Source organism: Neomoorella stamsii, assembly GCF_002995805.1.
Taxonomy (GTDB): domain Bacteria; phylum Bacillota; class DSM-521; order Neomoorellales; family Neomoorellaceae; genus Neomoorella; species Neomoorella stamsii.
In genome coordinates this window covers 121,223-134,408 of record NZ_PVXL01000050.1, presented here as the reverse complement: position 1 = coordinate 134,408, position 13,186 = coordinate 121,223, and the positions used below count along the sequence as shown (strand labels likewise).

General features: G+C 52.1%; 11 protein-coding genes, 1 pseudogene and 2 riboswitches. Of the genes and pseudogenes, 5 read left to right on the top strand and 7 right to left on the bottom strand.

The window, feature by feature from the left end; genetic code table 11:
- Positions 1 to 336: 336 nt before the first annotated feature.
- The 4 genes from pstS to MOST_RS11780 form a co-directional block, all read right to left on the bottom strand.
- On the bottom strand, positions 337 to 1,455 hold the full coding sequence (gene pstS, locus MOST_RS11790; protein ID WP_208974828.1) for a phosphate ABC transporter substrate-binding protein PstS: 1,119 nt from the start codon (positions 1,453 to 1,455) through the stop codon (positions 337 to 339).
- A gap of 136 nt (positions 1,456 to 1,591) precedes the next feature.
- Positions 1,592 to 2,290, bottom strand: a complete 699-nt coding sequence (locus MOST_RS11785; RefSeq protein WP_054936400.1) for a response regulator transcription factor — start codon at positions 2,288 to 2,290, stop codon at positions 1,592 to 1,594.
- Between the two features lie 170 nt (positions 2,291 to 2,460).
- On the bottom strand, positions 2,461 to 2,616 hold the full coding sequence (locus MOST_RS17300; RefSeq protein WP_157049472.1) for a hypothetical protein: 156 nt from the start codon (positions 2,614 to 2,616) through the stop codon (positions 2,461 to 2,463).
- Between the two features lie 186 nt (positions 2,617 to 2,802).
- On the bottom strand, positions 2,803 to 2,985 hold the full coding sequence (locus tag MOST_RS11780; protein WP_054936401.1) for a hypothetical protein: 183 nt from the start codon (positions 2,983 to 2,985) through the stop codon (positions 2,803 to 2,805).
- Between the two features lie 189 nt (positions 2,986 to 3,174).
- On the opposite strand from MOST_RS11780, the gene ade reads away from it, so the two are divergent.
- The 5 genes and pseudogenes from ade to MOST_RS11760 all read left to right on the top strand — a co-directional run bounded on the left by ade (position 3,175) and on the right by MOST_RS11760 (position 8,916).
- Positions 3,175 to 4,965: an adenine deaminase gene (gene ade, locus MOST_RS11775; protein WP_083476559.1), complete on the top strand. Its 1,791-nt coding sequence runs from the start codon at positions 3,175 to 3,177 to the stop codon at positions 4,963 to 4,965.
- A gap of 250 nt (positions 4,966 to 5,215) precedes the next feature.
- Positions 5,216 to 5,995: an RNA polymerase sigma-I factor gene (gene sigI / locus MOST_RS11770; protein ID WP_054936403.1), complete on the top strand. Its 780-nt coding sequence runs from the start codon at positions 5,216 to 5,218 to the stop codon at positions 5,993 to 5,995.
- Positions 5,992 to 6,111: pseudogene (locus MOST_RS18585) on the top strand (anti-sigma factor domain-containing protein); the annotation flags it as partial. The gene sigI and the pseudogene MOST_RS18585, both read left to right, overlap by 4 nt.
- A 99-nt stretch (positions 6,112 to 6,210) precedes the next feature.
- Complete coding sequence (locus MOST_RS11765; RefSeq protein ID WP_153060784.1) at positions 6,211 to 7,359, top strand: anti-sigma-I factor RsgI family protein; 1,149 nt, start codon at positions 6,211 to 6,213, stop codon at positions 7,357 to 7,359.
- Positions 7,360 to 7,602: 243 nt separating this feature from the next.
- Positions 7,603 to 7,688, top strand: a riboswitch (cyclic di-GMP riboswitch).
- A gap of 79 nt (positions 7,689 to 7,767) precedes the next feature.
- Positions 7,768 to 8,916, top strand: coding sequence for a copper amine oxidase N-terminal domain-containing protein (locus tag MOST_RS11760; RefSeq protein WP_054936405.1), 1,149 nt, complete (start codon positions 7,768 to 7,770; stop codon positions 8,914 to 8,916).
- Between the two features lie 320 nt (positions 8,917 to 9,236).
- Here the strand turns inward: MOST_RS11760 and MOST_RS11755 are convergent, their stop codons facing one another.
- The 3 genes from MOST_RS11755 to eam all read right to left on the bottom strand — a co-directional run bounded on the left by MOST_RS11755 (position 9,237) and on the right by eam (position 12,803).
- On the bottom strand, positions 9,237 to 10,037 hold the full coding sequence (locus MOST_RS11755; RefSeq protein ID WP_054936406.1) for a prolipoprotein diacylglyceryl transferase: 801 nt from the start codon (positions 10,035 to 10,037) through the stop codon (positions 9,237 to 9,239).
- 67 nt (positions 10,038 to 10,104) lie between these two features.
- The gene (locus MOST_RS11750) at positions 10,105 to 11,328 is read right to left on the bottom strand and encodes an amidohydrolase family protein (protein WP_054936407.1); all 1,224 of its coding nucleotides are present in this window, start codon (positions 11,326 to 11,328) and stop codon (positions 10,105 to 10,107) included.
- A gap of 245 nt (positions 11,329 to 11,573) precedes the next feature.
- Complete coding sequence (gene eam / locus MOST_RS11745; RefSeq protein ID WP_054936426.1) at positions 11,574 to 12,803, bottom strand: glutamate 2,3-aminomutase; 1,230 nt, start codon at positions 12,801 to 12,803, stop codon at positions 11,574 to 11,576.
- Positions 12,804 to 12,944: 141 nt separating this feature from the next.
- A riboswitch (cyclic di-AMP (ydaO/yuaA leader) is annotated at positions 12,945 to 13,162 on the bottom strand.
- Positions 13,163 to 13,186 lie beyond the last annotated feature (24 nt).

The window sequence follows — 13,186 nt, the reverse complement described above, 5'->3', positions numbered from 1 at the left end:
CCAGCCCTACATATGTGGTATAATTCATCTTGCCAGCCTCCTTAGCTTGTAGCTCTGTATTGGTCTCTATTGTACCAATATAACCTACGTATCGCTACTGTGGGGCTGGCCCTTCCATTATGTCTATTTTTTAATATACCACCAGCAGGTTGCTGCCTGTCCACAGACTATTATAAAAAACTGGTGTTATATTTAAATTAGCTCCAGGTTAATATCATGTTAAGGATTATAAAAGCCGCGCCACGCGCGGCTTTTCCAACTGGTATGGATCAAGTTTCAGCTTCCAGCCCGGCCAGTAATTACTGCCATTCATCCCCGGCAATATTGCCTGAGGATTTACTTATAAAGGGGTTCGCCCTGGTAGTTAATCTGCTTGATCTTGGCTTCCGCCATCTTCACGACGTTGTCGGGCAGCGGCGCATAGAGCAGGTCTTTGGCGAACTTTTCCCCATCATGAATAGCCCACCACAGGAATTTAACCAGTTCCGTACCTTTGTCCTTATCCTTCTGGTCTTTATACACCAGCAGGTAGGTATAGGCGGCGATGGGATAAGCGTTTTCACCGGGGGCATTGACAATGGATACCCGCATATCCTCAGGCATATTGGCAGCGGAGCCAGCCGCAGCCGCAGTGGTAGTGTCAAGGGTCGGCTCAACAAATTTACCGGCCTGATTTTTAATGAAAGCGTAAGGCAACTGGTTCTGGACTGCATAGGCGAGTTCTACATAGCCAATACCGCCCGGCGTCTGCTTAACGGTACCGGCCACGCCTTCATTACCCTTGGCACCAATGCCAACAGGCCATTCGACGGAAGTACCCTTCCCTACTTTTTCTTGCCATTCCTTGCTGACGTTACTCAGGTAATCGGTGAAAATGTTGGTAGTGCCACTGCCATCGGAACGGTGAACAACGGTGATGTCCTTATCAGGGAGCTTTACATCCGGGTTCAAAGAACTGATGGCCTTGTCGTTCCACTTCTTAATTTTACCCAGAAAGATGTCACTGATGACTTCCGGGGTCAGCTTGAGGCCTGTCTTGACGCCTTCCAGGTTGTAGGTAATTACGACGGCACCCATAACCGTAGGAATGTGGAAGATCTGTCCCGGCGCCCTGGCCAGCTGTTCATCCGTCATAGGGGCATCACTGCCGGCGAAATCAACTGTCTGCTCGGTGATACCCTTGATACCACCACCGCTACCGATGGACTGGTAGTCAATGGTTACATGAGGAGCCACCTTGCGGTACTCGGCAATCCACTTGCTGTAAAGGGGGTAGGGGAAAGACGCGCCGGCACCATTCAAGGTTATGGTTTTAGTTTCCTGGGTCTGCTTGCTGTCAGCACTTTCCTGCGTCTTACCAGCATCGCCCTTACCGCTGTTACAACCAGCCACTACCAGTACCATTACCAGGGCCATTACCAGCAGGGCTACCCACTTGCTCTTTTTACTTAGCACTAAGTATTCTCCTCCTTTGAATTAAGATGGCCACCAGGTAACTACCAGGCAAATATAATTATAAAAGGTGGATGTTATGGCTAAATTATCCCTTAATGAATCCCTAGTTAAGGTTTTATAAAATAATCGTAAACTTTTAATCAACAATTTCCCGGAAACGATACCCTACCCGGCGAATGGTTTCTATATAGATGGGGTTGGCTGGGTCCGGTTCTATTTTTTCCCGCAAGTGGTGGACGTGGACATCTACCGTCCGGGTATCTGCACAGTAATCGTAACCCCAAATTTTTTGCAGTAACAGCTCTCTGCGCAGTACTTTGCCTGCATTAAGGAGAAAGTAATGCATCAGTTCAAATTCCTTAGGTGCTAATTTGATAGCCGTATTGTCCATATAAAAGCGATATTCCTGAACCTCCATTAAGAAGGGTCCTACTTGCAGCCGGGGCTGGTCAATGCCGTCAGGTAAAGTCAACCGCCGCAAGCATACCTTAACCCGGGCCAATAACTCCCGGGGGCTAAAGGGTTTAGTAACATAATCATCGGCCCCCAGTTCCAGTCCCAGAACCTTGTCCAATTCATCATTTTTAGCTGACAAGATAATTATGGGTATAGCTGCCGTCGCCTTGCTGGCCTTAAGACGGCGGCATACTTCCAGGCCGTCGATACCCGGTAGCATCAAGTCCAGGATAATGAGATCCGGTAGCGTTTGTTCAGCTTTCGCCAGGGCTGTAGGCCCATCCGGGGCCGTCAGTACTTCAAACCCCGATCGTTCCAGGTTATAGCGTACCAGTTCCTGAATCGCCACTTCATCATCCACCACTAGAATTTTAGTCATTAATATCCCCTCGCCACCAGTGCTTTTAAGAAAAGTGTACAATCTCAGGGTTAAAGTAACGTTAGCTTTGACTTAAAATTTTGTTAAAAGTCCTTCTGAACGGTACCAGCTGGAATCTCAAATTAAAAGCCGGGGCGAATATAACCCCGGCCGTATTATCTCAGGAAATTCTAGTTTAACAGTTCCGTTGCCGCCCTGGGGACATAGGTAACGCCCTTCGGCTCACTATAAACTATCACCCCGGGCAGGTTGTCCCGTTTTAAAAATAAGGTAAAATATTTGTTAATTACCGGCCTGGCAGCCAGCTTGTGGGTTAAAACTGACACCCTCATATAGGATAGGCCGGGGTTAAATACAGCTTAGGTTTTATTTGACCAGCGTTAAAAATAATGCCGGCGTCTTTTACGGCGAAAATACCGTGCGGGGCTGGCAGGCCCGTTCCAAAAGTAATACCGCCGTAAAATTAAAGGCGGGGTCCCGGCTCTGAAGCTGGACCCCGCCGCTAATATTTTTTAAGCAACTTTTTTGCCCTCGCTTACCTCAAAATTAGCCTGAACTTGCTTCCCGCCTTCAAGCTCAGCGATTTTGCGCGCCACCTGTTCCTGCATCTGCCGCAGTTCCCGCGGCCCTTCCACTGTCTTTTCCAGGAGCCAGCAACATTCTTTTAGTAGGGCAATTAATTTTTGCCTCAACATTTTTCCTACCTCCCCGGAGTGTTGTGTCCTTTTCAATTGTAATTGTAACGCCCCCAGGTTAAGAACAAATGAAGCTGAGATTATATCTCAATTAAAAATAAGCCTTTTAAAGTGTTGTCATATAAATTGCTATTATTTCAGTGTAGTTTTATACTGGAAGTAAATCCTGAATAAAGGAGATGGCTGTCAGTGTTCCCTTCCAGGCGCCCCCTGGCTGAAGTTACCCGGGAACTGGTGGCTGCAGCTACCGGAAAAATCCCGGCCGATACCGTCATTAAGAACGGCAAAGTAGTCAATGTCTTTACGGGCGAGATCCTGCCCTGGGATATTGCCATTAAGGATGGCCGGATAGCCAGCGTCGGTGAGGTCAGCCGGAGCATCGGCCCGGCAACGGAAATAATCGATGCCTCCGGTTACTACCTCTGCCCCGGTTTTATGGACGGTCATGTTCATGTGGAAAGCAGCATGGTGACGGTAACCCAGTTTGCCCGGGCCGTCCTCCCCGGCGGCACGACGGCGATATTCATGGACCCCCATGAGATCGCCAATGTCCTGGGGCTGGAAGGGGTAAAGTTAATGGTGGACGAAGGCCGGGATCTCCCTCTAAAGGTTTTCGCCACCATGCCCTCCTGTGTCCCTGCTGCCCCGGGCTTCGAGGATGCCGGTGCCGCCTTCGGCCCGGCGGAAGTAGCCAGCGCCATGGGGTGGCCCGGGATCTGTGGCCTGGGGGAAATGATGAACTTCCCCGGCGTCCTGGCTGGCGATCCCGGTGTGCACGGCGAGCTGGAGGCCACCTTAAAGGCCGGCAAACCCGTTACCGGCCACTTCGCCCTGCCGGGTGATTTCCAGGGCCTGGCCGCCTACACTGCCGCCGGCATCTCCTCCTGCCACGAATCTACCTGCAGGGAAGACGCCCTGAACCGGCTGCGCCTGGGCATGTACGCCATGATGCGGGAAGGTTCGGCCTGGCATGATATTAAGGCTACGATTAAAAGCCTGACGGAAACTAGGATCGACAGCCGCCGCGCTGTCCTGGTCAGCGATGATACCCACCCGGAAACCCTGCTTTCGGCCGGGCATTTAAACCATGTGGTGCGACGGGCCATAGAGGAAGGGCTGGACCCCGTCCGGGCCATCCAGGCAGTAACTATTAATACCGCCGAATGCTTTGGTGTCGCCCGGGACCTGGGGGCCATTGCTCCCGGCCGCTTTGCCGATATCCTCTTCCTGAAGGACCTGGCCGGTGTGGAGGTGGATAAGGTCATGGTCGACGGCCGGGTGGTCGCTGCCGGCGGCCGGATGTTAATTGACCTCCCTGCCGTCACTTATCCCGACCGGGTGCGTCATTCGGTCCACTTAAAGGAACCCCTGACGGCTGCCCACTTCCGCCTGGCGGCCCCGGCAGGCAGGAGCCAGGTCCAGGTCCGGGTGATGGAAATTATTGAGGCTAATGTCATTACCCGCCACGTCATCACCACCATGCCGGTTGTTGACGGGCAGCTCCAGGCTACCACCGGCGGGGACCTGGCTAAAGTAGCCGTCGTTGAGCGTCACGGCGGTAATGGCAGCATCGGCCTGGGCTTTGTCCGGGGCTTCGGCTTTCAGGGCGGAGCCGTCGCTTCGACAGTCGCCCACGACAGTCACAATCTCCTCATTGTCGGCATGAACGACGCCGACATGGCCCTGGCCGGCAATACCCTGGCCCAATGCGGCGGTGGTATGGTAGCCGCCCGGGACGGCAAGGTCCTGGCCCTCCTGCCCCTGCCCATAGCCGGCCTCATGTCGGACCGGCCGGTGGAAGAAGTCGCCGGGCAGGTTGCTGCCGTCCAGCGGGCCTGGCAGGAGCTGGGCTGCCGGCTGGTGTCGCCCTTTATGACCATGGCCCTCCTCTCCCTGCCGGTGCTGCCGGAATTGCGCCTGACCAACCGCGGCCTGGTAGACACACTGCAGTTTAAATTCGTTGATCTAATTGCAGACTAAATGATAACCCCCGGTTTAAGTACCGGGGTTTTTTAGCTTGCAGTGTTGCCGACTGGAGTTAACTTTCTTCCCTGCCCTGAAAGGTATGTTCGGTTTAGAGGCGCTGGCTTTAAAGGTTGAACTAGGCTAGTGACTTGAGGGTCGAGGGTTGATATACTAATCTTATGGCTAATCACCATTCTTTAACAATCTTAAAAGGTCCCCAAAAACCTTCGTGCGAACGAATCTCTCCATAGACAGGTGAACCTCGATGCACGATCCTGAACTGCAAAACCTCCTCAGTCTGGCTCGGTCAGGCGATGAACAGGCCCGTGAACAATTGATTCGCACCTACCGTTCCTACATAGTCGAGGTAGCAGCGGGATACTGCGGACGGCAACTGGAATGGGAAAACGACGATGAATTGAGTATCAGCCTGCTGGCTTTCAGTGAAGCCATCGACACATATAACCCCTCCTGCGGAAAAGAATTCCGTAACTATGCCCGGATGGTTATTAAAAACCGCTTAATCGACTATTTTCGTAAAGAAGCCCGCCACCGCCACCTCCCCTTGGAAGGGCCTTCCCAGGACAGTGAAGAGGTCCCCCAATGGGAGGCTAAAATGGCCTGGGAGCAGTACCGGGAGGACCAGCTAGCCCAGGAGCGAGCCGAAGAGATGGCCTGTTTTGAACAGGTCCTGCAGTTTTTCGGGTTTTCCCTGGGAGAACTGGAGCGATCCTGCCCCAAGCACCGGGATACCAGGGACACCCTGGTAAGGGTTGCCCGCTTTTTAGCTAGCCGGGAGGACCTGGCAACTTACGTCAACCGTTACAAACAACTACCCCTTAAGGAACTCTCGCAGGCCACTGGGGTAAGTAGAAAAGTCCTAAAACATGGCCGCCAGTATATTTTGGCCGTGTTTTTGATCGTTTCCAGGAATGATTTCTCTCACCTGCGCTCGCTTTTTTCTTTATCGCTGGAAACCCTACCCGGGACAGGAAAGGATGTTTTGAAACAGACAACCGGCTTAAAGGGAGGTGACCCGCGGTGACCAGATTAAGGGGAATAGTAATCAAAACCCAGGGACGCTGGATGTGGGTAGCCACCGAGGACCGCCGGTTCATGCGCTTTCCCCTACCTCGCCAAGGGGTTAAGCCTGGCCAGGAAATATGGGTAACCCCCTCCCGGGCCGTTACCTTAAGCTTAATCCACCGCCGGCTGTTGCTAGTCGCCAGCCTACTGATAGTATTGTTTTTCGGGGCAACATTGGCCCGAATCCTTTACGCGAATCCCGTGGCATACCTGGCCCTGGACATCAACCCCAGCCTGGAGTTGGCCGTCAATTCCTCCGGCAAGGTAGCAGGCATTCTGCCTTTAAATCAAGACGCTCAATTGCTTTTGGAGGACCTTCCTGTTAGAGGTAAGGATATATATGAATCTCTGGGGATGATAATCCGGGAGTCCGAAAAGGCAGGATACATTTCACCAGAAAAAGAGAACCTGGTCCTTTTGACCGTCGTCTTCGCACGGCCTAAAGACAACCTGCTGGATACTGGGCGAATAAAAGAAGTAGTCCTATCCCCCATGGCCCAAGCCGGAATGAGAGGCAAGGTAGGCATTCAAACCGCGTCATTGGAAGAAAGAGAAAAAGCCCGGCAAAAAGGATTATCAATCAACAGCTACCTGATTATCAAGAAAGCTTCCCTAAAGGCTCTCCCATTGAACCTCCTTCCGCAGAGTACACCCGGAGTGGAGGATATTGTTGAGAAACTGGCCGCCGAAGGCGTAAATTTAGAACAACTAGTGGATGACGTAGGCGTTACCTATCCTGGTGATAGCAATGATAATAGTACGAACGTCAGGCCCAAGGAAACACCTGCCGACTACCTGCCAGGGACAGTTTCTGAAGGTGACCCAACGGCTGTAAAACAGTCGAAGCCAGGAAAGAAAATACCAGAGAACCAGTTCCCTACCGGTAGTGAACCCGGTTCCTCTGAAGGAAACGTATCCAACCAAGTACCGGGCCCGGTAACTGGCATGTATGAACCAGAGCAAAACGGCCGGAACAGTAAACCATTAACCCCGTCTCAAAAAACTGATATGGGATCAACACCGGACAATAAATTCCAGAACGAGGCGGAGGAGGACGAAATGGAAAACGAGACGGAGATAGTCCCGAGAAGGGAGGAAGACGAAGACAAAGATGGAGATAGTGATAAAGACGAAGAAGGAGATAGTGATAAGATAGAGGAGTATGACAATACAGCTGGCCCGGGCGCGAAAGAAGTCGAAGAAGAGGAAAACAGTGAGACTGTAATCCCGGATAGTGGTTCTCCATCAAAGGAAATACAGGAGCCCGGGCAGGAAATTGAAAGTACTACCACCCCCAGCGGAAACAATACGATACCATACTAACAGAGGGAAGCGGGAAAAAGATGAAATCACGGATAGGAACGAGGACAAAAACGACAATAATCCCGGGCAGGAACCTGCCGCAAGAGAAAGTAAGCCTGATGGAGAAAATTTAGATGACGGTGCAGATGACAAAAACTAATTCAAAACAGGATAAAAAATCTTTGGCGATGGTACCCCAAATTTTTTTCTTGGCACGCAATAAAGGATGAGGGTGGAAAAAGCACCCAACTAAAACCTTATATTCACCGTCAAAGGCAAAATCACCGAAAGGTGGTGACGCAAAGCCATGGGTCTAAAGTAGGATCTACTATGATCGCCAGGCTGCCGGTTTCTTGGGGCAGTCATCTGCCCTCTTAATTTCTGTTTCAGAATTCGACAATAAAAAAAGCGAGGAAAGGAGAAATGCGTATGCTGAACAACCGGTTGAAAAAAGTTTTTGTCGTGATGGTTTTAACTGTCTTTCTGGTGGCCATATACTCCGTTGGCGGAGCCACGGCCAGTACGGACAGTCAACCCGGCTCTTCCACCATACCCTCAGGGGATACCGCTACCAGTTCCAATGTCGTAAACAACACCGGTGGGACTGAAGCCGACCAGGACATTGAAGAGGCGGACGAAGATAAGGACGAAGACGAGAAAGGGCCCAAAGATGAAGATGAAAATGAAGATGAAAATACGGACGAGGAAGAAGATAACAAACTTATCGACGACAAAGATGAGAACGAGGATACAGACCTGGAAGTAGACCTGAACGAAGAACAAAACCAGGAAGCAGAAAAAACTGCTGAAAAACTGGCGGAAATCCAGGAAGACCTGGCCAAGGCCATGGAGAAACTAACCCAAGACCCCCAGAATACCGATGCCTACGAAGACCTGGCAAAAGCATACGCCACTTTGGGGCAATGGGACAAGGTATCTGAATATGCCAGCCAGTTGCTGGCCCTGGAACCAGAAAATGAAAATGCTGGCGTCCTGTTAGCCACCAGCATGTACAATCTAGGAGATGAAAAAGGAGCATTGCAACTGCTTCAGGCCATGGCAGAAAGGGAAGCAGACGACGATGACGTTTACGAAATGTTAGGAGAGCTACTGGAACTGCAAGGCGAACTGGACGAAGCCCTGGAGAATTACGAGAAGGCCGCCGCCCTCAACCCCAATGACCCCAATATCTTCGACCAAATTAGTAAAACCTATCAGAATTTGAACAAAGAAGGGGTTAAAGTCTTCGTAAATGGTAAAAAGCCGACTTTCGATGTACAGCCACAAATCAAAGAAGGACGAACTTTGGTCCCCTTCCGAGCCCTGGCAGAAAGCCTGGGAGCTCAAGTATCCTGGGACGGAACTAAGAGACAGGTTACCGTAGTCCGAGCTGATATTCAGATTCAACTTTCGGTTGACAGCCCTGAGGCAATGGTAAACGGCACTCCTGTAACGTTGGATGTACCGGCCTCCATAGTAGATGGCCGGGTAATGGTCCCGTTAAGATTCATCGGCGAAGGCCTTAAGGCCAGGGTTACCTGGGATCCCTCTAGCCAGATGGTAATTGTGAAGCAGTAACCAAAAGCGGGCTTGCCCCGGCGCCTTGTCTTTCCATGGTATCCCCCGGTTACCCAATAGGTCTGGATTGCATCTAATTCGCTTGTTACAATCATTCATGTTGCCGGCTAATATGAACCTGTAGTTTATACAGCACTCCCTCAAAACGGACCCAGGGTAGGCGAAACCATTTACAGAAAAGGTTAAACGCAAAAGTTAACCTACATTCGGATAAGGGATGCCGTTTATCTTCCTTTGTGGCTAGGCGCTTCTGCTTAGCCGTTTCTTTTTCCTCATCCTTTTCCCAGCCCTGGTATCCTTTTGACTTCCACAATTAATATTTATCTGGAGGTAAAATCAAAGCGATGGGAATTTTTGCCGCCCCTGGCGGCCCGGCGCGAGCGCCACATGAAGTAATAAGCCAGGAACAGGATGGGAGGGGTGGTAAGCTGGGTCAGGGTAAAAAAGCCCAGGCCCCAGTGGGGAACGATATACCCCCAAACGTCCAGGGGATTGTCCCGCACCGTTTCTTCAATGACGGCGCGCAGTATCTGATGATAGAAAATGAAGGACCAGAACTGGTAGCCGTGGGGTGGATTTTTGCTCTGGACATAAAAATAACGGGCCAGGAGAAGCAGGCCAATGGCCGAACCGATAACCTGGGCCGGCCAGCGGCCAAACCAGAAATCCGTGGGCCGGCCCAATACTTCCTGATTAAAGATGTTGGCGATACGCACCAGGAAATAGCCGAAGGCCAGGCCCGGCACCACCAGGTCCGCCAGCTGGTTGGCATCAACCCTTTTCCAGCGGGCATAAAGCCAGCCGGCCAGGAAGCCTCCCAGGAGGCCGCCGTGCCAGGAGAGGCCACCTTCGTAGATTTTAAGTATCTGGATGCGGTCCGTCAGGAACCAGGTGGGGTAATTGGCCAGGACAAACATCAACCGTGCCCCGATAACGCCGGAAATAATGACAATAATGGCCAGGTTGAGGAGAAAGTCTTCTTCCAGGCCCCGCCTCAGGCCCTCCCGGTACAGGTACCAGGAACCCACCAGGAAAGAGAGGGCCATAAAGATGCCGTACCAGCGCACCGCTATAGGTCCCAGGTGAAAGGCAATTGGATTGAGATCTACTAACAAGTTCATTCCTCCACAGTAAAAAAATGGTGCTTGCTACTTGTAGTATAACCGCTGCTTTTCCCTTACGCAACCGCTAAATAATGATGTCGCTTTTTTTGTCGTTGCGCACTGCCACCCGGCCGCCCTTAATGACACAGACCTTTTCAGCCTGCCCGATGATAGCCTCAGCCGGGCTGGTAGCATCCAGGAGAACCAGGTCGGCCCGGTTACCGGCTTTAACACCGTAAGCTTTAAGGCCAATAGCGGCCGCGGCGTTATAGGTGCCCATTTTCATGACGTTCTTGAGCTCCATGGGCGTTCCCATTTGCAGTACCTGGGCGGTTATCAGGGCCTCCTCCAGCATATTGGCGTTACCAAAGGGGCGGAAGGCATCGCGGATGTTGTCGGAAGCATAGGCTACATTTACTCCCGCTGCCTGGAGTTCCCTGACCCTGGTGACCCCCCGCCGGACCAGGCCCTTATCCCGGCGGCCCATGAGATAGAGATTGCAGGACGGTAAAGTAATAACGCTAATGCCTGCCTCTTTCACGGCGGCAATGGTCCGGCTGGCCTTCTCTTCATCCACAGCCGCCAGGCCGCAGCAGTGACCGGCCACCACCCGGCCCTGGAAGCCGGTCTGGATGGTTTTAGCCGCTATATACTCCAGGGAGGCAACCGAAGGGGCATCAGTTTCATCAACGTGGAAATCAATCAAGACATTATAACGCGCAGCCAGATCAAAGATATAATCTACCCATTCCTGCATCCTTTCGGACAGGTGGGGGGCACCGCCCAGGCCGTCTACCCCCAGGCGCAGGGCCTCTTCGAAAAGTTCCTGCAAAGGGGGTGCCGGTGCCGCTTCTAGTTCGCTGGCCATGGCAAATACCTGGAGGTCAACTTTACCCGCGAATTCTTCTTTAAGGGTCAAAGCAGCTTCTACAGCCCGCAGTCCCAGGCTCTCGTTAACGGTAATATGGGTGCGCATGACCGTCGTGCCGTGGCGCAGGGCCATTAAAAGCACCCGGCGGCCGCGATCCACAAAATCGTTTTTATCCATATTCCGGCTGCGCCGCTGGAAATCCTCGATGGCCTCTGCCAGGGAGCCCGCGCCTTCCTGGGGCGCCGTCAGGGCCTTGTCCAGGTGGGTGTGGGCATCGACAAAGGCCGGTATCAGGAGTCTCCCTGCCGCATCTACCATTTGCCGGGCCGAACCGGCCACCCCTCCCCCGGCGGCAACAATATACCCGTCCTTAATGGCTACATCCACAGTCCCCGGCTCATCCATGAGCCGCGCACGCCTGATTAACAGATCATTCATTTTTTATCTTCCTTCCTGATAATTACATTGGTTAATATTTAACCTAATCTTAATCCTACCACAGGAAAAATTAATGGTCAATGGACAAGGATTCTGTTATTTCATGTCGAATATTGCTAGAGATTCTGGTAAATCATGGTCCGGTATCAGGAAAGGTGTTATGTTTATTTGGATCTTAATGTGTCACCAAGCCCCATCAGGGAAAGAGCATGTAAAAAGCGCCGGAAACGCCCGGCGCTTTTGTTTTAAGCCTCAGCCTGCTCTTTCTGGCATCCAAGGTTGGGGTAAAAGAGGGTCCGTTTTTCCCATGTGCGCAGGACAACCTGGTTATCATTGCGGGCCAGCACATACTGAGGTAAAATGGGTGTCTTGCCCAGGCCGTGGGGAGCGTTGATTATATAGGTAGGTACGGCCAGCCCGGAGGTATAGCCGCGCAGCTTCTCCATTATTTCCACGCCTTCCTCAATGGAGGTGATAAAGTGGGTCGTCCCTTTTACCGGCTTGGCGTGGAAGATATAGTAGGGCCGTACCCGGATTTTCAGCAGTTCCTGGTTGAGCTTCCTCATGATAAAGGGATGGTTATTGATGCCCTTTAATAAAACCGCCTGGTTCCCCAGAACCACCCCGGCCTGCACCAGGCGGTCGCAGGCCGCTTTCGCCGCCGCCGTAACCTCCCGCGGGTGGTTAAACTGGGTATTGAGGTAAATTTGCGGGTGCTTGGCCAGTACCTGGCACAATGCCGGCGTAATACGCTGCGGTAAGGTAACCGGCACCCGGGTGCCCAGGCGTTTGATTTCCACATGGGGGATATTATCCAGTTCCGTTAACAACCAGTCGATCATGGCATCACTCAGCATTAAGGCATCGCCGCCGGTGATCAGGACATCACGGATTTCTTCATTGCGGCGGATATACTCCAGGGCCTGCTCTAACTCCCGACGGCTGCGGCCCCGGTCAACTTCACCGATATTGCGGCGCCGCTGGCAGTGCCGGCAATACATGGCACACTGGTTGGTGACGTTAATAATCAAGCGGTCGGGATAACGGCGGGTAATGGCCGGTGCCGGTGACGTTAACTCTTCATCCATGGGGTCAAGTACCCCGGTATTATCCTCCAGTTCGGCAGCACTGGGTAAGGCCTGCCGCCGGATGGGGCAGGCGGCATCCTTGCCCATGAGGGAAAGGTAATAGGGCGAAACGGCCCAGCGGTAGGTACGCTCAACTCTCTTAATGGCTTCCTTTTCCGCTTCAGTTAAGGGAACTAATTCCTCCAGGACGTCAACCGAGGTAATCCGGTGCTGCAATTGCCAGCGCCAGTCTTGCCAGTCATCTTCACCGGCACCAAAATAGGCCATAATCCGCTGCCGGTTGGCTTCAATCTCCGCTGCGGCTTCCAAACCGCTGGGGATGGCCTCCCTGGCATCCAGGTAATCAATAATTCTGGCCTTTAACTCAGCTGCCCTTTGTAGGGCCATTTCCCTCCTCGCTTCCCTGCTTACCAGCCTCCCTTTGTTTGGATAAACATGCACAACAGGCCGCCTCCTTTCCTGAGGTAAAATAAAAACCCCGGCCTGAACCGGGGTTTTCTGCACACCAAAGTAAAGGGGTATGGTCCCTCTTTCACTTTCCACGCTTACGAAGTTAGCTGCCGGGTTCGGGTCGAAAGCTAACCCTACCCCGCACTCAGTTTTTTTCCCTTGCTCCTTTGCTTTATCCAAAATTTCCTTTAGGATAATGGGATTTTAGGGAAGACGTAAAGACTACTGAGTGCGGGGATTCACCCCAAAAAGTTGGTTCCCCCGTTCCCTTAAAAGGGATTCAGCGCTTGCTTTATTAAGTTGTTCTATATAATTCTAAC

Coding starts and splice junctions, on each gene's coding strand:
- MOST_RS11785 (WP_054936400.1), bottom strand. CDS start 2,290: ATGACTAAAATTCTAGTGGTGGATGATGAAGTGGCGATTCAGGAACTG.
- MOST_RS11780 (WP_054936401.1), bottom strand. CDS start 2,985: ATGTTGAGGCAAAAATTAATTGCCCTACTAAAAGAATGTTGCTGGCTC.
- sigI (WP_054936403.1), top strand. CDS start 5,216: ATGCACGATCCTGAACTGCAAAACCTCCTCAGTCTGGCTCGGTCAGGC.
- MOST_RS11760 (WP_054936405.1), top strand. CDS start 7,768: ATGCTGAACAACCGGTTGAAAAAAGTTTTTGTCGTGATGGTTTTAACT.
- MOST_RS11755 (WP_054936406.1), bottom strand. CDS start 10,037: ATGAACTTGTTAGTAGATCTCAATCCAATTGCCTTTCACCTGGGACCT.
- MOST_RS11750 (WP_054936407.1), bottom strand. CDS start 11,328: ATGAATGATCTGTTAATCAGGCGTGCGCGGCTCATGGATGAGCCGGGG.
- eam (WP_054936426.1), bottom strand. CDS start 12,803: ATGGCCCTACAAAGGGCAGCTGAGTTAAAGGCCAGAATTATTGATTAC.